This window comes from Pseudomonas batumici, from assembly GCF_000820515.1.
Classification (GTDB): domain Bacteria; phylum Pseudomonadota; class Gammaproteobacteria; order Pseudomonadales; family Pseudomonadaceae; genus Aquipseudomonas; species Aquipseudomonas batumici.
This window is the reverse complement of record NZ_JXDG01000061.1, coordinates 170,541-194,645: the sequence shown is the minus strand read 5'-3', so window position 1 is coordinate 194,645 and position 24,105 is coordinate 170,541. Positions and strand designations below refer to the sequence as shown.

Below are 24,105 nucleotides of genomic sequence, written 5' to 3'. Positions count from 1 at the left end.
CGCCGCAGCCGTTGGTCGCGGCGGTCGGCTGGTTTGGCGGGTGCCGCTAAGCTTGGAAGAGGGGGAGTGATTCTTGTCTTCAATAGAGGTGAGCGGATGGTGGAGTCGCAGCGATATGTCATGAAACCCGAGTTGTACGAGCGTTTGATCGCCCGCCTGGGGCTTGCCCTGGATGCGGCCAGCACGGCGGTTCGCTTGCGTGATGAGCAACCGGTCGAGTTGGAGTTGCGTGGCTTGAGCCACGCCGAGTTCGAGTTGATCCGGGCCTACCTGGATCTCAGTGGGCGGGATGTCCCTGCGCCGCCTTTCGCTGTGGAGCGCAGAGCGTCACCCCGTTCGGCCGAGGTTATCTGGTTGAAGGACAAAACCCCCGGTTCCGGTTCGGCGAAGTTCAAGTCCATCGGGGTCAAGTAAGATTCGCCCGGCGGCATCCTGTTGTCTGTCGCTAATCCGGCTTCGGTTTGAAGCCGTTGTTCCAGAGGTTGTTGATTGGCCCCGATGCACTTAGGCTTCGGGCATCTTCTGGAGATGCCCGATGCCGATTCGTTACATCCTCAAACAATTGCTCCTGCCGCCCGGCGTTCTGTTGCTGTTGCTGCTCTGTGCCTGGTGGTTTCGTCGCACTCGTCCGCGTCTGGCGGGGCTGTGCTTTGTCCTCGGGCTGGGCGGGTTCTGGTTGATGAGCCTGCCGGTGGCGGTGGAGTGGGGCGCGCGCGCCTTGGAGAGCGTGCCGCCGCTTGAGCGCGGAGAGTGGGCGGGGCTGGCGCAGCGGGCCGATGCGATCGTGGTGCTGGGCTCGGGGCGTGAGCGCGGCGACTTGGCGTGGGGCGAGGATCAGCCGACCGGGATCGGCCTCGAGCGCCAGCGCTATGCGGCGCGCCTGGCCAAGGCTTCAGGGCTGCCGGTGCTGACCAGCGGCGGTTTGCATTACGGTACGCCGCCGAGCGAGGCGGCGTTGATGGCGGCGTCGATGCAGAGTGATTTCGACGTGACGGTGCGCTGGCAGGAAGGGCACAGCACCACTACCTGGGAAAATGCCCAGTTCACCCATGAGCTGCTGGCGCCGCTAGGCATCAAGCGGGTGGTGGTGGTGACCCATGCCGCCCACATGCCGCGTGCGGTGTGGAGCTTTGAAAAAGCCGGCTTTAGCGTGGTGCCGGCGCCGGTGGGCTTTCTCGGGCAGGACAATGCCCGCCCGCTGGGCGGTTGGCTGCCGGAGTTCAATGCGATCTGGCGCAGTGGGCAGTTGATCAATGAGGCGATAGGGCAGGTGGGTTACAGGCTGTTCTATCGCTAAGCCACGCTCGCAAGCAAACCACCGAACCCTGTAGGAGCCGGCTTGCCGGCGATGGGGACCTTGAGGTTTGCAGTGCTCTTGAGGGCCTCATCGCTGGCAAGCCAGCTCCTACAGGGGGGCTGCGGCGCCTGATGGAGTGTCAGACCGTCTTGGCAATACGGCTGGCCAGCAAGGCCCAGCCGAACAGCAAGCCGCACAGGAGGGTCAGCGGCCACGAACGCCAGTGCAGGTAAGGCGTCAGGTCATGCATCGGCACCACTTCGCCATACAGGATGCCCTGCTCGAACTGCGGAATCTGCGTGGTGATCCGGCCGAAGGGGTCGATCAAGCCGGTGACGCCGTTATTGGTGGCACGAATCATCCAGCGTCCGGCTTCCAGTGCACGCATCTGGGCCATTTGCAGGTGCTGCAAGGGGCCGATCGAAGTGCCGAACCAGGTGTCGTTGCTGATGGTCAGCAGCAGTTCGCTGCGCGCCGACAGGCTGGCGGCGAACTCCGGGTAGACCACTTCGTAGCAGATGAACGGGGCGATATGGTAGCCCTTGGCCTGCAGCAGCGCCTGGTCATCCGGGCCACGGGCGAAGTCGGACATCGGCAGGTTGAAGAAACTGATCAGCCCGCGCAGCAGCTCCTGCAAGGGCACGTATTCGCCAAACGGCACCAGTTTCTGCTTCAGATAGGTGCCATCGCCTTCGCCCGTCACGGTGATGCCGTTGTAGTAGCGCTTCTCGTTGTGCTCCACTTCGCGGATCGGCACGCCGGTGATCAGCGCCGAATGCCGGTCCGCGGCGAAGCGGCCCATCATCGCCAGGTAACCCTCGGCCGACTCCTTCAGCACCGGCACGGCGGTTTCCGGCCAGACCAGCAGGTCCACGCGCTGGGAGCGAAAGCTCAGGTCGCGGTAGAGCGCCAACTGGGCATTGAGCTGCGCCGGGTCCCACTTCATGCTCTGTTCGATATTGCCCTGGATCGCCGCCACCGTCAGCGGTTCGCCCGCCGGACTGGTCCAGGCGTGATGCTTGAGCGCGATACCCACTCCCCAGGGCGCGGCCAGCAGCAGCGCGCCCAGGGCGATAAAGGACTTGCGCTTGGCCTGGAGCAGGCGGCGGGCGTTGTACAGCAGCGCGGCCGTCAGGGCCAGGGTGAAGGAGATCAGCCAGATCCCGCCCAGCGGCGCCAGGCCCGTGAGCGGGCCGTCGAGCTGGCTGTAGCCGGAATAGAGCCAGGGGAAGCCGGTCAGGAACCAGCCGCGAAAAGCTTCCTGGCCCACCCACAAGGCAGCGAAGGCCAGGGCGTCGGCCAGCGGCGCTTCGTTGCGGCGTATCCAGCGCGCCCAGAGCCAGGCCGGCAGGGCGAAGAACCAGGCAATCGCGGCCGTGAACGCGAGCATCAGGAAACCGGCCAGCAACACCGAAGCGTCGCCGTAGGTGTGGATGCTCACGTAGATCCAGCTGGTGCCCGCGCCAAACAGGCCGAAACCGAAGCACCAGCCGCGCCACAGCGCCTGGCGCGGCGACAGCTCGCGCAGGCCGGCATAGAACACACCCACCGCCAGCAACGCCAATGGCCAGATATCGTACGGCGCCAGGGCCAGGGTGGTCAGCGCGCCGGCCACCGCGGCCAGCAGATTACCGGGCCAGCCGGGGCGGGTTAAGCGCAGCATGGAAGTCCTTAGCGGCTAATGGGGGTCAGGCGGATCAGGTGAATACGACGGCTGTCGGCATTCAGGATGCGGAAACGATACGCGCCGATCTCGGTGATTTCATTACGCTTGGGCAAGTGCCCGAACGCGCTCATCACCAGGCCGCCGACGGTGTCGAACTCGTCATCGGAGAATTCGCTGTCGAAGAACGCGTTGAAATTTTCGATCGGGGTCAGCGCCTTGATCAGGAAGTCGCCGCTGGGTAGCGGCTTGATGTAGCTGTCTTCCTCGACGTCGTGCTCGTCCTCGATATCGCCGACGATCTGTTCCAGCACGTCTTCAATGGTCACCAGGCCCGCCACGCCGCCGTACTCGTCGATGACGATGGCCATGTGGTTATGGTTGGCGCGGAATTCGCGCAGCAACACGTTCAGGCGCTTGGATTCGGGGACGAAGGTCGCCGGACGCAGCAGGTCCTTGATGTTGAAGGCATCGCCGTTTTCCTGCAGGACCAGCGGCAACAGGTCCTTGGCCAGCAACACGCCCATGACGTCGTCATGGCTTTCGCCGATCACCGGGTAACGCGAGTGCGCGGCGTTGACGACCGCCGGGAGGAATTCGCGGGGAGTCTGGGTCGCCTTGATGCTGATCATCTGCGAGCGCGGGACCATGATGTCCCGCACCTGCAGGTCAGCGACCTGGATGGCGCCTTCGACGATGGCCAGCGCTTCGCTGTCCAGCAATTTGTTCTGATGGGCTTCGCGCAGCAGCTCCAGCAGCTCCTGGCGGTTTTTCGGCTCATGGGCAAAAGCCTGGGTCAGTTTACCCAGCCAGGACTTCTGCCCGTTGCTCGATCGATCTTCGCTCATAGCGATTTACTCGTATCCCTTGGTAGTGGAGTGATCAGTGTTCGTCATCGATATAGGGGTCGGGATGACCCAGTTCGGCAAGCAACGTTCGTTCCAGTGCTTCCATTTCCTCGGCTTCTTCGTCGTCTATATGGTCGTAGCCCAATAGATGCAGGCAGCCGTGAATGACCAGGTGGGCCCAATGGGCCTCCAGTGCCTTGCCTTGTTCGGCCGCTTCGCGAGCGACCACCGGGATGCAGATCACCAGATCGCCCAGCAATGGGATATCCAGCAGGTCGTCCGGCACGTCGGCGGGGAAGGACAGTACGTTGGTCGCGTAGTCCTTGTGTCGCCAGGTATGGTTGAGCTCGCGACCTTCGGCCTCGTCCACCAGGCGGATGGTCAGCTCGGAGTCGGCCGTGCGTTGGCGCAGGGCGAGTTCGCACCAGCGGCGAAACTCGGCGTCACTGGGGGCGGGGGCGTCAGAGGCCCGTTGCAAATCGAGTTCAAGCATCGTGGCGGGTACCCGGGGTGTCTTCGTCGGCGCGATTTTCAAAGCGCTCGTAGGCCTCGACGATGCGTTGTACCAGCGGATGGCGCACGACGTCCTTGGGCATGAAATGGGTGAAGCTGATGCCCGGCACATCCTTGAGGACCTTGATCACGTGGGCCAGCCCCGATTTCGTGCCCTTGGGCAGGTCGACCTGGGTGATGTCGCCGGTGATCACCGCCGTGGAGCCGAAACCGATGCGGGTCAGGAACATTTTCATCTGTTCGACGGTGGTGTTCTGGCTTTCGTCGAGGATGATGAAGCTGTTGTTCAGGGTCCGGCCGCGCATGTAGGCCAGCGGTGCGATTTCGATGACCTGGCGCTCGATCAGCTTGGCCACGTACTCGAAACCGAGCATTTCATAGAGGGCGTCGTAGAGCGGGCGCAGGTACGGGTCGATCTTCTGGGCCAGGTCGCCGGGCAGGAAACCGAGTTTTTCGCCGGCTTCGACCGCCGGGCGCACCAGCAGGATGCGTCGCACCTGCTCGCGCTCCAGCGCGTCGACGGCGCAGGCCACCGCCAGGTAGGTCTTGCCGGTACCGGCCGGGCCGATCCCGAAGTTGATGTCGTTGCCGAGGATTTCCTTCACGTAGCGCTGCTGATTCTGGCCGCGGGGGCGAATCATGCCTTTCTTGGTGCGCAGGGCCACGCTGGCTTCGGCCACCGGGTTGAGGTGCAGGTCTTCCACGCTCGATTCCTGCAGGAACAGGTGGACCATGTCCGGCGACAGCTCGGTCCCCTTGGTTTCCCGGTACAGGCGGCGCAGCAGGTTTTCCGCGGAGGTGGTGTGCTTGGGTTCGCCGATCAGCTCGAACTGATTGCCGCGATTGCGGATCTCGATGGCCAGGCGCTGTTCGATCAAGCGCAAATGCTCGTCGAACTGTCCGCACAGATTGGCGAAGCGGCGAGCCTCGAAAGGCTCGAGGATGAAACGATGAGGTTCGATGGGTGCGTTCAAGGTCGTTTTTAGCCGCCCGACGGCAATGGATATGAATTCAAGGATAACGCTAGCAGACCGGGGGCGAAAGCTCTCATTGCGGCATCGAGCCGCGCAGTGAATGTGGTTGCGCCGCGTCGATGTGCACGTCGATAAACTGGCCGATCAGCTGGGGATTGTCGCAGCGGAAGTTGACGATACGATTATTCTCGGTGCGCCCCTGCAACTCGCCAGGGTCTTTTTTCGAATAATCGGTCACCAGGATGCGCTGGAGCGTACCGACCATTTGTCGGCTGATCTCGAATCCTTGCTGGTTCAGGCGATGTTGCAGGGCGTTGAGGCGCTCTTTCTTCACCGCTTCCGGGGTGTCGTCCGGCAAATCCGCCGCCGGGGTCCCGGGGCGCTGGCTGTAGACGAAGGAGTAGGAGAAGTCGAAACCGACGTCTTCGATCAGCTTCATGGTCTGCTGGAAGTCTTTCTCGGTTTCCCCGGGGAAGCCGACGATAAAGTCCGAACTGATGCAGATGCCCGGCACGGCGGCGCGCAACTTGCGCAGCTTGGACTTGTATTCCAGTGCCGTGTGGTTGCGCTTCATCGCCGCGAGGATCCGGTCAGAGCCCGACTGCACCGGCAGGTGCAGGTGCTTGACCAGTTGCGGCACCTCGGCGTGGGCCTGGATCAGGCTGTCGGAGAACTCCAGCGGGTGCGAGGTGGTGTAGCGGATCCGCTCGATACCGTCGACGGCGGCGACCACGCGGATCAGTTCCGCCAGGTCCGCCAGGCGCCCGTCATGGGTGGCGCCGCGATAACCGTTGACGTTCTGCCCCAGCAGGGTCACTTCGCGCACACCGTTTTCGGCCAGGTGGATGATCTCGCCGATCACGTCGTCGAACGGTCGGCTGACTTCTTCGCCGCGGGTATAGGGCACGACGCAGAAGGTGCAGTACTTGCTGCAGCCTTCCATCACCGAGACATAGGCGCTCGGGCCGTCGATGCGCGGTTCCGGCAGGTGGTCGAACTTTTCGATTTCCGGGAACGACACGTCCACCTGCGGCTGCTGGGTGGTTCGAGCGGCATCGATCATTTCCGGCAGGCGGTGCAGGGTCTGCGGGCCGAAGACCACGTCGACATAGGGCGCGCGATCGCGGATCGCCGCGCCTTCCTGGCTGGCGACGCAACCGCCGACGGCGATCACCATCTGCGGGTTCGCCAGTTTCAGTTCGCGCCAGCGGCCCAACTGGGAGTAGACCCGGTCCTGGGCGCGCTCGCGGATCGAGCAGGTGTTGAGCAGGATGACGTCCGCGTCTTCGGCGCGGGCGGTGACTTCCAGGGCCTGGTGTTCGCCCAGCAGGTCGACCATGCGCGAGCTGTCATACTCGTTCATCTGGCAACCGTGGGTTTCGATGTAAAGCTTCTTGGCCATGGACATTCATCAATGTGGTTCAAAGAACCGCGCATTATAGTGGTCATCGCGCTTGCTTCCTAGCGCTGTCCGGCGGCTATGCTATAGTTCGCGCCCTATTTTTATCCCCCAATGTGTTGCCCGCCCACCATGACCAAACGTGAAGCCCCCATCTACAAGGTGATTTTCCTCAACCAGGGCCAGGTGTTCGAAATGTACGCCAAGCAGATCTATCAGAGCGATCTGTGGGGCTTCCTGGAAGTCGAAGAATTTGTCTTTGGCGAGCGCACCCAACTGGTGGTCGATCCCGGCGAGGAAAAGCTCAAGGCCCAGTTCGAAGGCGTGGTGCGCAGTTTCGTGCCGATGCATTCGATCGTGCGGATCGACGAAGTCGAGCGCCTGGGTACGCCGAAGATCAGCGAGGCGCGGGGCGTGGGCAATGTGATGCCGTTCCCGATGCCAATGCCCGAAAAATAACGATCAGGGCAGCGGCGAAAACGGTGTACGGCCGTCAGCCGTCTGCAATTCCAGCAGGTATTTGCGGAAGATCTGCCCCAGCACCTGGGTCGCCATCTCCAACTGGTCGCGGGGCATCTTCGCCGCGACCTCATCCGCCGTGTCCAGTGCCTCTTCGGCACCATTGACCGCGGCCATCTTCAGCACGATGTAAGCCTGGACGTTATTGGCCGGCACCCCTTCGCCCTTGTAGAACATGGTGCCAAGCTGGAACTGCGCCTGGGCGTGGCCCTGCAGGGACGCCTGTTCGAAATGGCTCAGGGCCTTGTTGAGGTCGTGTTGCGGGTTGTTGCTGTCGTGATAGAACGCGCCCAACTCGTATTGCGCTTGCGCATCGCCGCCCTTTGCCGCTTCTTCGCAGGCGGCCAGGGCCTCGGCGAGGTCCTGTGGCTGGGTGTTGAGGGTGCAACGACCCATCGCCGGGATCAACAACGAGTTACCGCCTGCATGTGCCAGCAGCGGCTGAAGGAGCAACAGGCAGCCCAATACAAGGGCGCGGCCGGTGCGGTTCATGGGAATCGACGTACCTCTGAAGGGCGGGCGGACCCGGCCTGGGGGATGACTATGGCGCGCATTATGAAATAAGCGGGGGCCACCTTACAAAGTCTTTACTCGTTTTTCTGCTGCACGGGCGCTATACCCGCTTGTTTTGCAAGTATCTGGACAGAGGACGGTAAGAAACAGGGGAAGTTTAAGCGGGAAAACCGACGCCAGCTGAAACCGGCGTCGGGGACATCGGTTATTTCAGTGCGGCAAAAGCCTTTTCAGCGGCATCCAATGTCAGCTTCAGCTCGGTTTCGCCATGGGCGATGGAAGTGAAACCGGCTTCGAAGGCACTCGGCGCCAGGTACACGCCGCCGTCGAGCATGAGGTGGAAGAAACGCTTGAAGCGCTCGGCGTCGCTGGACATCACGTCGTCGAAGGTGACGATGTCGTCGGCGCCGCTGAAGTACAGGCCGAACATGCCGCCGGCCTGGGTGGTCACGAACGGGATGCCGGCCGCATCGGCACGGTCTTGCAGGCCCTGGAGCAGGCGGCGGGTGTAGTCGCTCAGCTCGGTGTGGAAGCCCGGGCGGCTGATCAGGCGCAGGGTGGTCAGGCCGGCGGCCATCGCCAGCGGGTTACCGGACAAGGTACCGGCCTGGTAGACCGGGCCCAGCGGGGCGATGCAGGACATGATCTCGCGCTTGCCGCCGAAGCAGCCCACCGGCATGCCGCCGCCGATGATCTTGCCGAAGGTGCTCAGGTCCGGGGTGACGCCGTAGTGGGCCTGGGCCCCGCCCAGGGCGACGCGGAAACCGGTCATCACTTCGTCGAAGATCAGCACCACGCCGTGCTGGTCGCACAGGGTCCGCAGGCCTTCGAGGAAACCCGGGGCCGGTGGTACGCAGTTCATGTTGCCGGCCACCGGCTCGACGATGATGCAGGCGACTTCCTGGCCGACTTCGCCGAGCAGGCTCTCGACCGCGGCGAGGTCGTTGAAAGGCAGGGTCAGGGTGTGCTTGGCGAAAGCCGCCGGAACACCGGCCGAGCTCGGCACGCCTTGGGTCAGGGCGCCGGAGCCGGCCTTGACCAGCAGGCTGTCGGAGTGGCCGTGGTAGCAGCCTTCGAACTTGATGATGCTGTCACGACCGGTGAAGCCACGGGCCAGGCGGATGGCGCTCATGGTCGCCTCGGTGCCGGAACTGACCATGCGGACCATTTCCATCGACGGCACGAGGCCGCAGACCAGGTCGGCCATCTCGGTTTCCATGGCGGTCGGCGCACCATAGGACAGCCCGTGCTCCAGCTGCTTGCGCACGGCGTCCAGCACGTCCGGGTGGCTGTGGCCGAGGATCATCGGGCCCCAGGAGCCGACGTAGTCGACATAGCGCTTGTCGTCTTCGTCGGTGACGTAGGCGCCTTCGGCGTGCTTGAAGAACAGCGGGGTGCCGCCGACGCTCTTGAACGCGCGAACAGGCGAGTTCACACCGCCGGGGATGTGTTTCTGGGCACTGGCAAACAGGGTTTCGGAACGAGACATGGGCAGGCTCTCAGGCGTCATGAAGTGAAGAGGGCGTTGAAGGCTTGGGCGCGGCGGGTCACTTCCCGGGTGTTGTCGGCACCGAACAGGCCATGGATCACCGCCAGCAGGTCGGCGCCGTGGGCCACCAGCGGGGCGGCGTTGTCCAGGGTGATGCCGCCGATCACCGCGATCGGCAGGTGCAGCAGCGGGCGCGCGCGTTCGAGCAGCGCCACGTCGGCGGCCGGTGCGCCGGGCTTGGTGTTGGAGTTGAAGAAGCGCCCGAAGGCGACATAGCTGGCGCCTTCCCGGGCCGCCTGTTCGGCGAGTTCAAGCTGTGCGTGGCAGGTGGAGCCGATAATGGCCCGGCTGCCCAGCAGCGAACGGGCCGGCGTCAGCGGCCCGTCGGTCTGGCCCAGGTGCACGCCGACACCAAGCCGCGCCGCCAGTTCGGCGTCGTCGTTGATGATCAGCTGGGTCTTGTAGCGTTCGCACAGCCCGCGCAGGGCCTCGGCTTCCCGCAGGCGGCGGGCCTCGTCGGTGCTTTTGTCGCGGTATTGCAGCAAAGTCACGCCGCCATCCAGTGCCGCCTCGACATAAGGCAGGAACTTGCCGGCCAGCAACTGGCTATCGGTGATGGCGTACAGGCCGCGTAGTTTCATCGGGTCAGCCTCGGAGTCTTGGGAAGCGCTGAAAGTTACGAGCAGAAATCCAGGGGCAGGCGCCGGGGTACGAACTGGCCCTTGCCCAGCTGTTCGGCGTCGCGCAGGGTCCGCCAGGTGTAATCCAGTGCGGTCTGCACGGCGCTGACCAGGCCCTCGCCGAGGGCCAGGCGCCCGGCGAGGGTGCTCGCCAGGGTGCAGCCTGAACCATGATAGCTGCCGGGCAGGCGCTGGCATTTGAAGGTCTGGCGGGTGCCGTCGCGGCTGTACAGGCGGTTGTGGATTTCGTCTTCGTCGCCATGTCCGCCGGTGATCAGCAGGTGTTGGCAGAATGGCAGGAGTTTTTCCGCGCACTCGTCGGCACTGCCCTTGGGCAATTCGGCGAGGATGCGGGCTTCGGGGAGGTTGGGGGTGGCAATGGTCGCCAACGGCAGCAGGCGTTCGCGCATGGCATAGCCGACTTCATCCTTGCCCAGGCGTCCGCCGCCGCCGGCGCGCAGCACCGGGTCGCAGACCAGCGGCAGGTGCGGGTGCGCCTGGAGCAGTTCGACCACGGTGTCGACCATTTCCAGGGAGCCGAGCATGCCCAGCTTGACGGCTGCCACGGTCGAGTCGTTGAGCACGGCATTGGCCTGGGCCAAAACCCACTCACGGTCGAGCACGCGGAAGTCGCTGACGTTGACCGTGTCCTGCACGGTCAGCGCGGTGACCGCCGGAGCGGCGTGGCAACCCTGGGCGAGCAGGGCTTCGATATCTGCCTGGAGGCCGGCACCCCCACTGGGATCGTGGCCGGAGAGACAGAGGACAACGGGACGGGAGCTGTAGGTATTCATGGAGCGCGAGCTTACCACCAAACGCTTTTTTCGGGACCGCCCGCCTGGCGTTGTATTTGCACCCTGAAGCTTTTTCCGGGATGGCCGATAACCCTTTGCCCTACCGCCTGATTGTGTGCTGGGACGCCCGTTCTAGAGCCTTTGGATAAAATGTATCAATAGTGTGTTTTAGCCATCAGTGGCTATGCTAGAGTGGATCCAAACGAATAATGGGCCATGAGGTATCACGTCGTCTCAAAGGGAAGGGGGGCTCCTGACGCGACCTGATTGGCCATGCTGGGGCTGTATGCGCTATTTGCTGCTGATTTTGTTGAGCTGGCTGCCGCTGTTGGCGAGTGCAGTCGAGTTTGATGAGTCCACTCAGAGTCTGCCTCTGGGCCGGGTCATGCAGGTGTACGAAGACGCGAGCGGCCAGGCCGATATCGCGCAGGTCACGTCGCCCGCCATGACCGCGCGCTTTCATCAGCACGACAAGGCTTCGCTCAATGCCGGCTACTCGCTGTCGGCGTTCTGGCTCAAGGTCGACCTGACCTACACCCCCAAGCATCCCGACGCCCGGCGCATCTGGTTGCTGGAGTTGGCCTATCCGCCGATGAAACACATCGAGCTCTATGTGCCGGACGCTAGTGGCGGCTACCGCCTGGCCCAGCGCACCGGCAATGAGTTGTCGTTCGCCAGCCGACCGATCAAGCAGAACAACTACCTGTTCGAGCTGGATTTCGCTCCCAACCAAAGCAAGACCGTCTACCTGCGGCTGCAAACCGAAGGCTCGATGCAGGCGCCGCTGACCCTCTGGTCGATGCAGGCCTACCTCGAAGACCAGCCGGTGCGCCTCTATGTCCTGGGGCTGATCTATGGCGTGCTGCTGGGGATGCTGGTCTACAACCTGTTCATCTACCTCAGCGTGCGGGACACCAGCTACCTCTACTACATCTTCTACATCGCCTCGTTCGGCTTCTACCAGCTGTCGGTCAACGGTGCGGCGGTGCAGTATTTCTGGCCGAACAACCCCGGCTGGGCCAATGCTTCGACGCCCTTCTTCATCGGCCTGGCGGGTTTCTTCGGCTGCCAGTTCACCCGCAGCTTCCTGCACACGGCCGCCCACACTCGCTGGCTGGACCGGCTGTTGCTGCTGTTGATGGCCTATAGCACGGTGGTCACGGTACTGTCGCTGATGACCAGCTATGCCCTGGCCCTGCGCCTGGCAACGGTCCTGGCCCTGGCGTTCACCGTAACCATTTTCGTTACCGGGATCAGCGCCTGGTGCTGTGGGTTGCGGGTGGCGCGCTACTTCATCATCGCCTGGTCGGCGTTCCTGCTGGGCGGGTTGGTCAATACCCTGATGGTGCTGGGCTACCTGCCGAACGTCTTCCTGACCATGTACGCCAGCCAGATCGGCTCGGCCCTGGAGGTCGGCCTGTTGTCCCTGGCCCTGGCCGACCGGATCAACACCATGCGCGAGCAGCAGGCGCAGACCTTGCTGGAGTCCGGGCAGAAGCTGGAAGTGCTGAACCGCGAGCTGGCCAACAGCAACCGTCTCAAGGACGAATTCCTCGCCACCGTCACCCATGAGCTGCGCACGCCGATGAACGGCGTGATCGGCTCCCTGGAGTTGATGCAGACCCTGGAACTGGACCCGGAGCTTGCGCAATACCAGCAGACGGCGGCCGGTTCCGCCCGGGACATGATGCGCATGGTCAATGGCATCCTGATCCTGACCGAGTTGCAGGCCGGTCGGCTCAAGGTGAGCACCCAGTCGTTCGGCTTGCGCCGTTTGCTGGACGGCTTGCAGGAGCAGTTCGGCGGACGTGTCCAGGGCAAGGGCCTGCATTTCGCCATTGAAGTGGCCGACGACGTGCCGGACAGTTTCCAGGGTGATGCCGAGAAGATCGTGCAGTGCCTGGAATGTCTGGTGGACAATGCCATCAAGTTCACCCGCGAAGGTGGCTTGGTGCTGCGGGTCAGCGGTCGGCCGGCAGCGGCGCAGCACTGGGCCCTGTCGTTCGCGGTGATCGACAGCGGCATCGGTTTCATCGACCTGGATGAAGCCACGCTCTATCAGCGTTTCTTCCAGCTCGACGGCTCGATGACCCGTGAGTACGGCGGTCTGGGCATTGGTCTGGCGATCTGTCGGCAGCTGATCGACTTGCTCGGCGGGCACCTCACCCATCAGTCGGAGCTTGGCATGGGCAGTCGCTTCCAGCTCGAGGTGGAGGTCGAGGTGTTGAGCCCGAGGGTGTCGCGCCCGGTGTCGGCACCGCGTGCGCCGCGGGACTGCACCCTGTTGCTGGTGGATGACAACAGCGTCAGCCAGTTGGTGGTGCGCGGTATGTTGCTCAAGCTGGGGTATCGGGTGTTCACGGCGAACGATGCCCGGGCCGCGCTCGATGTCCTGGGTGGGCAGACGGTGGACGGGCTGCTGCTTGACTGTCCGCCGCAACCGACGGCCGAGACCTTGCTCTGCCGACAGCTGCGGGCGCTGCCCGGCGGTGCCGAGTTGCCGATCCTGGCCCTGGTCAGTTCGACCGACCCGCTGGAGCGCGAGCGTTGCCTGGCGGCCGGCGTCACGGACACCTTGTACAAGCCGGTGCGTTTCGACGAGTTGCAGCACCTGCTGGCTCGCCGTCTGTTGGCGCCTGCAGAGGGCGAAAGCGCCGGTATTTAGGCGCTTATGTCACTGTTTTCGCCGCGGTACGCGTGATTCACTGGGGTTCCTGGCCTTTCTCTGCGAAGCCACTTCTCAAAGGAGCCCGACATGAACCTCCATCAATACGCTGAAACCCACGAGGTCACCAACCAGCCGCCGTCGCTGGACGGTATCAATCTCTATCGCATCGACCTGCCGCTGCAGGAGTGGGCGCGGCGCTTCGGCGCCAGTTGGGCCGAAGCGCGTATCGAGGCCTATGGCGCACTGGCCGGCGGGCCGCTGATGGAGGCGGGTTTTCTCGCCAACCAGAACAAACCGGTGTTTGTCAGCCATGATCGTTATGGCCACCGCCAGGACCTGGTGGAATTTCACCCGGCCTATCACGAGCTGATGCGCACCGCCGTCGAACACGGCCTGCCGTCGTTGCCCTGGACCGATCCGCAGGACGGCGCCCATGTGGCACGTGCCGCCATGACCTACCTGCACAGCCAGGCCGAGGCCGGTACCGGCTGCCCGCTGACCATGACGTTTGCCTGTGTACCGGCGTTGCGTTTGCAGCCGGATATCGCCGGGCAATGGCTGCCGAGCATCCTCAGTACCCAGTACGACCCACGTAACATTGGCATCGCCCACAAGCGCGGGGCCACCATCGGCATGGCCATGACCGAGAAGCAGGGTGGTACCGACGTGCGTGCCAACACCACCCGGGCTTATCCCGTCGGCGCCACTGGCCCGGGGCAGGCCTATGAGCTGGTGGGGCACAAATGGTTCTGCTCGGCGCCGATGTGCGACGCCTTCCTGACCCTGGCCCAGACCGACAAGGGCCTGACCTGTTTCCTGCTGCCCCGGCATCGTCCGGATGACAGTCGCAACCAGTTCTATATCCAGCGCTTGAAGAACAAGCTGGGCAACTGCTCCAACGCTTCGAGCGAAGTGGAGTTCCGCGGCGCCCTGGCCTGGATGATCGGCGAGGAAGGGCGCGGCGTGCCGACCATTATCGAGATGGTGGCGATGACCCGTTTCGATTGCATGGTCGGTTCCAGTGCCTTGATGCGCCAGGCGCTGACCCAGGCCAGTCATCATTGTGCCCATCGCTTGGTCGGTGGCCGTGTGCTCAGCGAGCAGCCGTTGATGCAGAACGTGCTGGCCGACCTGGCGCTGGAGAGCGAGGCGGCGCTGGCCTTGAGCCTGCGCATGGGCCGGGCGCTGGATCATCTGGGGGACGGGCATGAAGCGAAATTCGCCCGGTTGGTGACGGCCGTGGGCAAATACTGGATCTGCAAGCGCGCCCCGGCGATGATCAACGAGGCCGCCGAGTGCATGGGCGGCGCGGGGTATGTGGAGGACAGCATCCTGCCGCGGCTGTACCGCGAGGCGCCGGTCAACTCGACCTGGGAAGGTTCGGGGAACGTGCAGTGCCTGGATGTGCTGCGTTCGTTGTCCAAGGAGCCCGGCGTACTGGAAGTGTTGTTCAGCGAGTTGGGCGACGGTCACGGGGACAAGCGCCTGGCCCGGCATATCGAACACTTGAAGCTGGCGTTCACCGACACCCACGATATCCAGTACCGCGCCCGGCAACTGACCGAGGACATCGCGTTGGCGTTGCAGGCCAAGTTGCTGCTGGAGGCGGGCAATGCCGAGGTCAGCGACGGTTTTATCGCCAGCCGGCTGGCGGCGGGAGGGCGGGTCTACGGCACCTTGCCCCGTGGGGTGAATGTCGAGGCCATTGTCGCCCGCTCGACCCCGCAGGGTTTCTGACGCCATGGGTGTCCAGGGGCAACGCTGTACTGTAGGAGCCGGCTTGCTGGCGATAGCGGCGGTGAATGTGACATCGCAATCGCCAGCAAGCCGGCTCCTACAAGTAGCGCGTCTGCCTGTGGCTTTGTGTGAAGGCAAATGCCGTGGTCTGATAAGCCGGTGTTTCAGTCCGAGCAGGTTGCAGGCAAGATGAGGGTCTGCAACATCAGAAGACAGGATGCTCCCCGTGACCGAAGCTTTTATTGTCGTGCAATCCCCCGAACAAGCCGTGGACCGTCTGGCCGAACTCCACGAGCGTGCCACCAGCGCCCTGAGCCAAGCGCTCAAGCGTTACCTCAAGGACCGCGTCGAACCTGACGCCGACCAGCGCGCCCTGTTCCGCTACCCTGAACTGCGCCTGACCTACACCTACCAGGGTGAAGTCCCCGCCACCACCCGGGCCTATGCCAAGGTCCAGTTGCCGGGTACCTACAGCGTCACCGTCACGCACCCGGCGGCGTTCCGCAAATACCTGCTGGAACAACTGGTGCCGCTGATGCGCGACTTCACCGTCACGGTGGAGGTTGGCGTCAGCGAACAGAACATCCCTTATCCCTACGTGGTCGAGCAGGGTGATGAGCTGGCCGGCTCCGGCGTCACCGCCTCGGCCCTGGCGCGGGTTTTCCCGAGCACCGACCTGTCGGCCGCCACCGACGATATCGCCGATGGCCTGCACGACTGGGAAAACACCTCGCCCCTGCCCCTGGCGTTGTTCGATGCCGCCCGGGTGGATTTCTCCCTGCGGCGCCTGGTGCACTACACCGGCAGCGACTGGCGCCATGTACAGCCGTGGATCCTGCTGACCAACTACCACCGCTATGTCGACCAGTTCATCCTCCATGGCCTGCAACAACTGCGTGACGACCCGCGTTTCGTGCGCATGGTGCTGCCGGGCAACGTGATCATCGACAAGAGCATGGAGTACGGCGAGGCCCAGGCCATGGTCGCCGGTGTGGTCTGGCACCGCTACCAGATGCCGGCCTACCACCTGCAGGCCGCCGACGGGCATGGCGTGACGCTGGTGAACATCGGCGTCGGGCCGTCCAACGCGAAGAACATCACCGACCACCTGGCGGTACTGCGTCCGCACTGCTGGCTGATGATCGGCCACTGCGGCGGCCTGCGCCAATCCCAGACCATCGGCGACTATGTGCTGGCCCACGCCTATATGCGGCGCGACGGGATTCTCGACCGGGTGGTGCCGCCGAATATCCCGATCCCGGCCCTGGCCGAAGTGCAGCTGGCCTTGCAACAGGCGGCGGCCAACGTCACCGGCGAGCGCGGCGACGACCTGAAGAAGCGCCTGCGCACCGGTACCGTGCTGACCTACGACGACCGTAACTGGGAACTGCGCTGGGCCCAGGAGCGGCCGTTGATCAACCTGTCCCGCGCCGTGGCCGTGGACATGGAAAGCGGCACCATCGCCGCCCAGGGTTATCGCCTGCGGGTGCCTTACGGCACCTTGCTCTGTGTCTCGGACAAACCGCTGCACAGTGAAATCAAGCTGCCGGGTTCGGCGAACGCCTTCTATGAGCGGGCGGTCAGCCAGCACTTGAAGATCGGTATTGCCGCGGTGGACCTGCTGCGCACCGAGCTGCATTCGCTGCACTCGCGCAAACTGCGCAGCTTTGACGAGCCGCCGTTCCGTTAAGCACGGCTTACGCCGTCAATCGGGTGAAATGCGGTCATTGTAGGAGCCGGCTTGCCGGCGATGAGGTCCTCAAGTCTTGCGGCGTTCTGACGAACGCCATCGCCGCGGTGCGGCGTCCCGACAAGCCGGCTCCTACATACGCGCATCTGGAAATAACGGCTGACACGCCCTAGCATGGCGGCTCCTGATCCTCAGATGTCCTCCTTGCCATGTCTCGTCCACCCCGTCCCGTTGTGCGTCGTTCGGCCGCAAAAACTCCCGTTGCGCCGCGTCGGGTCGCCAAGGCCCCGCCGGCCGAACCCAAGCTGATCCTGTTCAACAAACCCTTCGATGTGCTGACGCAGTTCAGCGACGGTGAAGGGCGCGCGACCCTCAAGGACTTTATCGACGTGGCCGGCGTCTACCCCGCCGGCCGGCTGGACCGCGACAGCGAAGGCCTGCTGTTGCTGACCAACGACGGCCAGCTCCAGGCACGCATCGCCGACCCCAAGCACAAGCTGGCGAAAACCTATTGGGTGCAGGTCGAGGGCGTGCCGAGCGCCGGGCAGATCGAGCAGTTGCAAAAGGGCGTGGAGTTGAACGACGGCATGACCTTGCCGGCCCAGGCCCGGCAAATCGACGAGCCCGAGCTCTGGCCGCGCAACCCGCCGGTGCGGTTTCGCCAGAGCATTCCCACCGCTTGGCTGGAGTTGATCATTCGCGAGGGGCGCAACCGCCAGGTGCGGCGCATGACCGCGGCGGTGGGCTTGCCGACCTTGCGCCTGGTGCGGGTGCGCATCGGCGACTGGACCCTGGAGGGGCTGGATCAAGGTCAGTGGCGTGAAGTGCCGGCGCGCTTGTAGCTTGCCGCTGCTTTACAGCGACCCGGATTCGATCAGCCCGATCACCACGCTCTTGATCACGAACGCGACGATGCCCAGGCCCAACACGAAGAACAGGATAAGGGTGCCGAAGCGGCCGGCCTTGGATTTCTTCGCCAGGTCCCAGACGATGAAACCCATGAAAATGATCAGGATGCTGACCAGGCCGGTCATCATCCACTCTTCGAATACGGCAGGATCCATCGGACCTCTCCAGCGCGAGCGGGGTGAAAAACCGCTCGATTATACGCCATGGACGGGAGCCCAGCTGATCTCGGGCAATAAAGCGATCAACTGCGCAAATGGGTCAATGGCAATTCCGTGCTGTTGAGCACCTGGTTCAGCACAAAGCTGGAGCGCACGCTGGTCACCCCTTCGATGCGGGTCAGGTGCCCCAGCAGCAGTTTCTGGTAGTGATCCATGTCCGGCACCACCACCTTCAACTGATAGTCGGCGTCCATCCCCGTCACCAGGCTGCATTCCAGCACCTGCGGCAAGCTGCGGATCGCCGCCTCGAAGTTTTCGAAGCGCTCCGGCGTATGCCGGTCCATGCCGATCAGCACATAGGCGGTCAGGCTCAAACCGAGCATCTTGCGGTCGAGCAACGCCACCTGGCGGGAAATGTAACCGTCGTCCTCCAACTGCTTGACCCGTCGCGAACAGGGCGACGGCGACAGGCCGATACGTTCGGCCAGCTCCTGGTTGGAGATGCGGGCATCGCGCTGCAATTCCGCCAGAATGCTCAGGTCGTATCGGTCGAGTTTGCTCATCATTCAGGCCTTTCTAGTAACTATTGCGGTAAATTATCTATCTTAAGTTAAAAATTGCGCAAGTCATGTTTATTCGAGCAATGTTCGCAATCCTGTGTCGTCGCCTCGGGCCTATGCTTATCACCAGAATCACTGCCCGGACCCGTGGCCTGTCTCGCCAGTACGTTCACCATCGAGACAGCCACCCCAGTCCAGTGCGGCCCGCCGAATCAGGCCAGCCGCGGCCGACAATCCCACAGGGTTGCGCCGGCCACCGGGCTACACGCTGTCCAGAAGACGGTGTGAGGTGAGCCGGCGTCAAAAGCGTCGAGCACGGACGAAGTTTTCAAGGGGAGGCCGACGGGTCTCCCTTTTTTATTGGGCGTAAAATAAGTTGTGTGACTGGTAGAGTGTCGCAGAACCGGAATTCGCTTTCCCAGTCTTATGGTTAAGCCCTGAACCGCAGTGAGGAATGGAATGAAATCGCGCATCTGGCGTCTGGCAGGTGTTGGTTTGCTCTGTATGAGTGTCGGTGTGCAAGCGCTGGCAGAAAACCAGGGTGATGAGAATCAGAAACACGAGGGTGAGCATCGCTCCGAAGGGCGTCCGGGAGGCAATGAGGGGCGTCCGCAAAACAATCAGCCACGTCCCCAGGTTCCGGCTCCGCGACCGCCGGAAGTTCGCCCGCAGGCCCCGGCCCCTCGGCCACCAGCGCCCGAGATCCGTCTCCAGGCACCGCAACCGCGTCCACCAGCACCCGAGATCCGTCCCCAGGCGCCGCAACCACGTCCGCCAGCGCCGGAGATCCGTCCTCAGGTTCGTCCGGAAAACAATCAGCATTTCGAGCGGCACGAGCAGGTCCCGGCCGGGCAATGGCAAGGCCGTCCGCCGCAGAACGAGCCCAATCAGCAGCCTCGTCCGGCGCCGCAGCAGAACAGCCTGCCGATCCAGCCCCACCCCGATAGCGTGCGCCAGACCCAGGAACCGCTACGCGGCAACTATTCCGATATCCCCCGGCGCAACGGCTACAACCCGAATGGGCCCGTCGGGAACAACTGGCGTCCCGAAAACAATCGCCCCGGCGGCAACTTCGAACACCACGACGATCGTCGCTGGCCGGGTCGTCCCGAGGGGCATGGCAACGGTTGGGGCCCCGGTCCGCAATATCGCCCCGGCTACATGGTCGACCGCTTTCCCGAGCGTCACTGGCGGGTGCCGTACCGCGGCGAGGACTATTTCTTCTCCGGTGGCTACTGGTATCGCCCACAGGGCGAGCGCTACGTAGTGGTCGCTCCGCCACGGGGGATTCGCACCAGCTACCTGCCCGATTATTCGCGGGAAGTCTGGATCGGCGGCTCGCTGTTTTTCCTCGCGGCCGGCGCCTATTACCTCTATCAGGAAGATACCCAGGACTACGTGGTGGTCGACCCGCCGGCCGCCGCGCCGCAGGTGGCGCCGGAGCCGCAAGACAACGGCTACGATGTGGTGGCGTATCCGGCCAACGGCCAGAGCCCGGAGCAGGTCCAGGAGGATGGCGAGGATTGCTATCGCTGGGCCGTGCAGCAAAGTGGCTTCGATCCGGCCAACGTGACCTACGCGCCGGCGCCGGCCGTGGTCCAGGCCTACCGCCAGGCCGAGGGCAACTGCCTGAGCAGTCGCGGTTACCAGGTCAACTACTAAGCGCTCATTGGCGCGGCTTGACCACGTCCCGCGGGTCGGCGTGCACCAGCACCTCGGCCTGCGGGTAGGCGGCATGGATGGCATCGGCGGCCTGGTCACTCAGGTCGTGGGCCACCGACAAGGTCAATTCCCCCGGCAACTCCAGATGCAACTGCACGAACCAGCGGTTGCCGGAAATCCGTGTCCGCAGGTCGTGGGCACCCAACACCCCGGGGACGCCACAGGCCAGCTCCAGCATGTGCTGGCTGATGTCCGGTGACAGTTCCTCATCCATCAGCACCGCGAAGCTTTCCCGGCCGATCTGGATCGCACTCCACAGGATGTAGACCGAGATCCCCAGGCCGAACCAGGCGTCCACCTGCGGCCAGCCGAAGCTGGCGAGCACCAGTGCCAGGAGGATGCTGCCGTTGAGCAGCAGGTCCGAACGGTAGTGCAGGGAGTCGGCGCGCACGGCGGTGGAGCCGGTCGCGCGGATCACCTTGTGCTGCAACAGCAGCAACCCGGCGGTCAGGATCAGCGACAGCACGATCACCCCGATGCCGATCCAGGGGGCGCCGAGGGGCTCCGGGTTTTTCAGCCGCTCGAACGCCTGGATGGCGATCAGCACCGCACTCACCGCGATGAACAGCGCCTGGGCCATGCCCGACAGGGATTCGGCCTTGCCGTGCCCGTAGCGGTGATCGCTATCGGCCGGCCGCAAGGCGTAGTGCACCGCCAGCAGATTGAGAAACGAGGTCACGCCATCGAGCAGCGAGTCGGTCAGCCCGGCGAGCATGCTCACCGAACCGCTCAGCCACCAGGCGCCGGCCTTGGCCAGAATCAGGATACTGGCGACCGCGACCGAAGCCCGGGTGGCCAGGCGTAACAGGCGGGCGTGTTCCGGGCTGCTGGTCATGAGCGCAGCGATCCTTTTTCAGTGTCCCCGGGCTCAGGCCGCAGGGCGCAGGTTGTACATCGCCAGCTGTTGCAGGTTGCCTTTTTGCTGGATCAGGCGCGGGTCGTTCAGCGGCAGGGTCTGGCCCAGCTCGGTCTTGAGTATCGCCTGCAACTTGAGGGTGTCGACCTGGCCGTCGGCGGTGATGGCTTCGCGGAGTTTTTCCGGGGCGATCTGCGCGGTCTTGCTTGGGGGCAGGTAGATGGCGCCGGTGGTGAAGTCAACGCCGAATGCGATCAGGCCCGGTATGACGAAGAACAGGATGCCGATGGCATCGAGACCGGCGATCAGCGGGTCGATCCGACCTTCGATCTGGCCACGACGGTCCGGGAAGAAAATCGAGCCGCAAGCGCTCAGTTGGGTCAGCAAGGTGGCGACCAGAACGGTGCCGATGACACGGGAAGCAATACGCATGCAGATCTCCTGAAGGAAACGTGAAGCCGGTGAGGGCCGCGTCTGGGTCTGTCCTTATAGACCGCGATTAATAACGGGCAGTTCGCCGTTATACTCGGCTCTCTGTTTTGGAGCCACCATGAATTCGTTGCCGATTGATGAAGTATTGCCGGCTTTGCGCCAGGCGTTGGGCGAACGTCACGAAGCGGTACTGGAAGCGCCGCCGGGTGCCGGTAAAACCACTCGGGTGCCGCTGGCGCTGCTGAACGAGCCGTGGCTGGCCGGGCAAACCATCCTGATGCTTGAACCCCGGCGTCTCGCGGCGCGGGCGGCGGCCGAGCGACTGGCCAGCGAGCTGGGGGAGAAGGTCGGTGAAACCGTCGGCTATCGCATCCGCCTGGAAAGCCGGGTCGGCCCGAAGACGCGCATCGAAGTGGTCACCGAAGGCATTCTCTCCCGTCGCCTGAATGACGACCCGGCTCTCGAAGGTGTCGGCCTGGTGATCTTCGACGAATTCCACGAACGCAGCCTGGACGCCGACCTGGCCCTGGCCTTGAGCCTCAACGGGCGGCAGATGTTCCGTGACGAGCAGCCGCTGAAGATCCTGCTGATGTCCGCCACCCTTGAAGGCGAGCGCCTGGCCGGGCTGCTGGACGACGCGCCGGTGGTGCGCAGTGAAGGGCGCATGTTCCCGGTGACCCTGCGTTGGGGCCGGGCCTTTCAACCTGGCGAATTTATCGAACCGCGGGTGGTGCAGACCGTGCACGAGGCGCTCGACGCCGAGCACGGCAGCCTGCTGGTGTTCCTGCCGGGTCAGGCGGAGATCCGTCGGGTGCACCAGCAACTGGAGGAGAGCCTGGGGGCGCGGGCCGATGTGCTGCTGTGCCCGTTGCATGGCGAGCTGGACCTGGCGGCCCAGCGCGCGGCCATCGAGCCGGCACCCGCCGGCAAGCGCAAGGTGGTGCTGGCCACCAACATCGCGGAAACCAGCCTGACCATCAATGGTGTGCGGGTGGTGATCGACGCCGGGCTGGCACGGGTGCCGCGTTTCGATCCCGGCAGCGGCATGACCCGCCTCGACACCCAGCGCATCTCCCGGGCCAGCGCCACTCAGCGCGCCGGTCGCGCCGGGCGTCTGGAGCCGGGGGTGTGCTATCGCTTGTGGTCGCAGGATCAGCATGAACAGCTGGCCGCCTATGGCAGCGCGGAAATACTCCAGGCGGATCTGGCCGGGCTGGCCCTGCAACTGGCGCGCTGGGGCGTGCTCCCTGGCGAACTGGTCTGGCTGGATGCGCCGCCGGCCGCCGCCTATGCCCAGGCGCAGGACCTGCTGCAGCGACTCGGTGCGTTGGTCGGCAAGAGTGACGCCGAGTACGCATTGACGAACCACGGCCAGGCCATGGCCGAGTTGCCGGCCCATCCGCGTATCGCCCATTTGCTGTTGCGCGGTCAGGCACTGGGGCTGGCGGGCATGGCCTGCGATGTGGCGGCGCTCCTGGGCGAGCGGGATATCCAGCGCGGTGGCGGGGCCGACCTGCACACGCGGCTGGCTCTGTTGGCGGGTGAAGAGCGCGTGACCCGTGGTGCCCAGGGCGGTGTGCAGCGGGCGCGGCAATTGGCGCGGCAGTATCGCGGTTACTTGCGCGGTTCGGCGAGCGAGCCGGTGGCCGACCCGAACCACCCGCGCTGGCTGGGTGCGCTGTTGGCCCTGGCGTATCCGGATCGGGTTGCGCAACAGCGGCGCGAGGGTGGCGCGGAATACCGGCTGGCCAATGGTCGGGCCGCCCTGTTCAGCGAAACCGACAGCCTGATGAAACAGCCCTGGCTGGTGGTGGCCGACCTGGGCAGCCGTCAGGGCCAGCGCGAGGAGCGGATCTACCTGGCGGCGGAATTCGATCCAAGCCTGTTCGACACGGTACTGGCCGAGCAGGTGAGCACGGTCGATCAACTGGATTGGGATGAACGCGAAGGCGTGCTGCGGGCCGAGCGCCAGCGCAAGGTCGGCGAGCTGATCCTCAGTCGTGAACCCTTGACCGGCCTGGACGAGGCGGCGCGTAGCCAGGCGCTGGTCAACCTGGTCCGGCGCAAGGGCCTGGAGCTGTTGCCCTGGACCCCGGAGCTGCGCCAATGGCAGGCGCGGGTGGCCTTGCTGCGCCAGCTGGACCTGGACGGACAGGGCAAGAGCGAATGGCCGGATGTCAGCGACAAGACCTTGCTGGCGACCCTGGAGCAGTGGCTCAAGCCGTACCTGGGGCGGGTGTCGCGGCTCAGTCATTTCGCCAATCTGGAACTGGCCGGGATCCTTCACAGCTTGTTGCCCTGGCCATTGCCGCAACGACTGGACGAGTGGGCACCGCATCATCTGAGCGTGCCCTCGGGCTCGTCGATCCGCCTGGACTACAGCGAGCAGCCGCCGATCCTGGCGGTGCGCCTGCAGGAGCTGTTCGGCCTGGCCGAAACACCGCGGATTGCCGGTGGCCGCCAGGTGGTGAAACTGCACCTGCTGTCGCCGGCCCGCCGGCCGGTGCAGGTGACCCAGGATCTGGCGAATTTCTGGCGCAGCACCTATGCCGAAGTGAAGAAGGACCTCAAGGGACGCTATCCGAAGCATTACTGGCCGGATGATCCGTTGGTGGCCGAGGCGACGGCGCGGGTCAAGCCGCGCAAGTGATTTGCAGGCGGCAGGTTTTCTGTAGGAGCCTGCT

The 24,105-nt window shown here is 64.2% G+C and carries 22 protein-coding genes; 9 read left to right on the top strand and 13 right to left on the bottom strand.

What is annotated here, in order from left to right:
• Positions 1-96: 96 nt before the first annotated feature.
• Both UCMB321_RS23995 and UCMB321_RS23990 read left to right on the top strand, forming a co-directional pair.
• The gene (locus tag UCMB321_RS23995; RefSeq protein WP_040071168.1) at positions 97-414 is read left to right on the top strand and encodes a hypothetical protein; all 318 of its coding nucleotides are present in this window, start codon (positions 97-99) and stop codon (positions 412-414) included.
• Positions 415-535: 121 nt separating this feature from the next.
• Complete coding sequence (locus UCMB321_RS23990) at positions 536-1,297, top strand: YdcF family protein (protein WP_040071167.1); 762 nt, start codon at positions 536-538, stop codon at positions 1,295-1,297.
• A 139-nt stretch (positions 1,298-1,436) separates the two neighbouring features.
• On the opposite strand, the gene lnt is transcribed toward UCMB321_RS23990, so the two are convergent.
• From lnt to miaB, 5 genes are all read right to left on the bottom strand, one after another.
• A complete protein-coding gene (gene lnt, locus UCMB321_RS23985) occupies positions 1,437-2,960 on the bottom strand; it encodes an apolipoprotein N-acyltransferase (RefSeq protein WP_040071166.1) in 1,524 nt (507 codons plus the stop codon).
• An 8-nt stretch (positions 2,961-2,968) separates the two neighbouring features.
• Complete coding sequence (locus tag UCMB321_RS23980) at positions 2,969-3,808, bottom strand: CorC family transporter (protein WP_040071165.1); 840 nt, start codon at positions 3,806-3,808, stop codon at positions 2,969-2,971.
• A gap of 34 nt (positions 3,809-3,842) precedes the next feature.
• Positions 3,843-4,301, bottom strand: a complete 459-nt coding sequence (gene ybeY, locus UCMB321_RS23975) for an rRNA maturation RNase YbeY (RefSeq protein WP_040071164.1) — start codon at positions 4,299-4,301, stop codon at positions 3,843-3,845.
• Positions 4,294-5,295 carry a PhoH family protein gene (locus UCMB321_RS23970; protein WP_040071163.1) on the bottom strand — a complete coding sequence of 334 codons (1,002 nt, stop codon included), beginning with the start codon at positions 5,293-5,295 and terminating at the stop codon, positions 4,294-4,296. Before UCMB321_RS23970 ends, ybeY begins: the two co-directional genes overlap by 8 nt.
• 73 nt (positions 5,296-5,368) lie before the next feature.
• Positions 5,369-6,697, bottom strand: a complete 1,329-nt coding sequence (miaB, locus tag UCMB321_RS23965; RefSeq protein WP_040071162.1) for a tRNA (N6-isopentenyl adenosine(37)-C2)-methylthiotransferase MiaB — start codon at positions 6,695-6,697, stop codon at positions 5,369-5,371.
• Between the two features lie 129 nt (positions 6,698-6,826).
• Here miaB and UCMB321_RS23960 point away from each other — a divergent pair, with 129 nt between their 5' ends.
• Positions 6,827-7,153 carry a DUF1820 family protein gene (locus UCMB321_RS23960; RefSeq protein WP_040071161.1) on the top strand — a complete coding sequence of 109 codons (327 nt, stop codon included), beginning with the start codon at positions 6,827-6,829 and terminating at the stop codon, positions 7,151-7,153.
• 3 nt (positions 7,154-7,156) lie between these two features.
• On the opposite strand, the gene UCMB321_RS23955 is transcribed toward UCMB321_RS23960, so the two are convergent.
• From UCMB321_RS23955 to UCMB321_RS23940, 4 genes are all read right to left on the bottom strand, one after another.
• On the bottom strand, positions 7,157-7,705 hold the full coding sequence (locus UCMB321_RS23955) for a tetratricopeptide repeat protein (protein ID WP_040071160.1): 549 nt from the start codon (positions 7,703-7,705) through the stop codon (positions 7,157-7,159).
• A gap of 226 nt (positions 7,706-7,931) precedes the next feature.
• On the bottom strand, positions 7,932-9,215 hold the full coding sequence (hemL, locus tag UCMB321_RS23950; RefSeq protein WP_040071159.1) for a glutamate-1-semialdehyde 2,1-aminomutase: 1,284 nt from the start codon (positions 9,213-9,215) through the stop codon (positions 7,932-7,934).
• A 17-nt stretch (positions 9,216-9,232) separates the two neighbouring features.
• Entirely contained in the window at positions 9,233-9,856 is a 624-nt protein-coding gene (gene thiE / locus UCMB321_RS23945) for a thiamine phosphate synthase (RefSeq protein ID WP_040071158.1), read from the bottom strand.
• Positions 9,857-9,891: 35 nt separating this feature from the next.
• On the bottom strand, positions 9,892-10,689 hold the full coding sequence (locus UCMB321_RS23940) for a hydroxymethylpyrimidine/phosphomethylpyrimidine kinase (RefSeq protein ID WP_040071157.1): 798 nt from the start codon (positions 10,687-10,689) through the stop codon (positions 9,892-9,894).
• A 286-nt stretch (positions 10,690-10,975) separates the two neighbouring features.
• On the opposite strand from UCMB321_RS23940, the gene UCMB321_RS23935 reads away from it, so the two are divergent.
• From UCMB321_RS23935 to UCMB321_RS23915, 4 genes are all read left to right on the top strand, one after another.
• Complete coding sequence (locus UCMB321_RS23935) at positions 10,976-13,354, top strand: hybrid sensor histidine kinase/response regulator (protein WP_040071156.1); 2,379 nt, start codon at positions 10,976-10,978, stop codon at positions 13,352-13,354.
• Between the two features lie 90 nt (positions 13,355-13,444).
• Positions 13,445-15,094 carry an acyl-CoA dehydrogenase family protein gene (locus UCMB321_RS23930; protein ID WP_040071155.1) on the top strand — a complete coding sequence of 550 codons (1,650 nt, stop codon included), beginning with the start codon at positions 13,445-13,447 and terminating at the stop codon, positions 15,092-15,094.
• A gap of 217 nt (positions 15,095-15,311) precedes the next feature.
• Positions 15,312-16,784, top strand: coding sequence for an AMP nucleosidase (amn, locus tag UCMB321_RS23925; RefSeq protein WP_167337460.1), 1,473 nt, complete (start codon positions 15,312-15,314; stop codon positions 16,782-16,784).
• Between the two features lie 209 nt (positions 16,785-16,993).
• A complete protein-coding gene (locus tag UCMB321_RS23915) occupies positions 16,994-17,626 on the top strand; it encodes a pseudouridine synthase (protein WP_040071152.1) in 633 nt (210 codons plus the stop codon).
• Positions 17,627-17,638: 12 nt separating this feature from the next.
• Here the strand turns inward: UCMB321_RS23915 and UCMB321_RS23910 are convergent, their stop codons facing one another.
• Together UCMB321_RS23910 and UCMB321_RS23905 are read right to left on the bottom strand one after the other, a co-directional pair.
• The gene (locus tag UCMB321_RS23910; protein ID WP_040071151.1) at positions 17,639-17,848 is read right to left on the bottom strand and encodes a DUF2788 domain-containing protein; all 210 of its coding nucleotides are present in this window, start codon (positions 17,846-17,848) and stop codon (positions 17,639-17,641) included.
• An 86-nt stretch (positions 17,849-17,934) separates the two neighbouring features.
• Positions 17,935-18,414, bottom strand: coding sequence for an Lrp/AsnC family transcriptional regulator (locus UCMB321_RS23905; RefSeq protein WP_040071220.1), 480 nt, complete (start codon positions 18,412-18,414; stop codon positions 17,935-17,937).
• A 456-nt stretch (positions 18,415-18,870) separates the two neighbouring features.
• Between UCMB321_RS23905 and UCMB321_RS23900 the strand changes: the two genes are divergently transcribed.
• Entirely contained in the window at positions 18,871-20,073 is a 1,203-nt protein-coding gene (locus UCMB321_RS23900; RefSeq protein ID WP_040071150.1) for a DUF6515 family protein, read from the top strand.
• A gap of 4 nt (positions 20,074-20,077) precedes the next feature.
• Here UCMB321_RS23900 and UCMB321_RS23895 read toward each other — a convergent pair whose 3' ends face one another.
• Both UCMB321_RS23895 and UCMB321_RS23890 read right to left on the bottom strand, forming a co-directional pair.
• On the bottom strand, positions 20,078-20,968 hold the full coding sequence (locus tag UCMB321_RS23895) for a cation diffusion facilitator family transporter (protein ID WP_040071149.1): 891 nt from the start codon (positions 20,966-20,968) through the stop codon (positions 20,078-20,080).
• A 33-nt stretch (positions 20,969-21,001) separates the two neighbouring features.
• The gene (locus UCMB321_RS23890) at positions 21,002-21,421 is read right to left on the bottom strand and encodes a hypothetical protein (RefSeq protein WP_040071148.1); all 420 of its coding nucleotides are present in this window, start codon (positions 21,419-21,421) and stop codon (positions 21,002-21,004) included.
• Positions 21,422-21,539: 118 nt separating this feature from the next.
• Here UCMB321_RS23890 and hrpB point away from each other — a divergent pair, with 118 nt between their 5' ends.
• Positions 21,540-24,071, top strand: coding sequence for an ATP-dependent helicase HrpB (hrpB, locus tag UCMB321_RS23885; protein ID WP_040071147.1), 2,532 nt, complete (start codon positions 21,540-21,542; stop codon positions 24,069-24,071).
• The last annotated feature ends 34 nt before the right edge of the window (positions 24,072-24,105 follow it).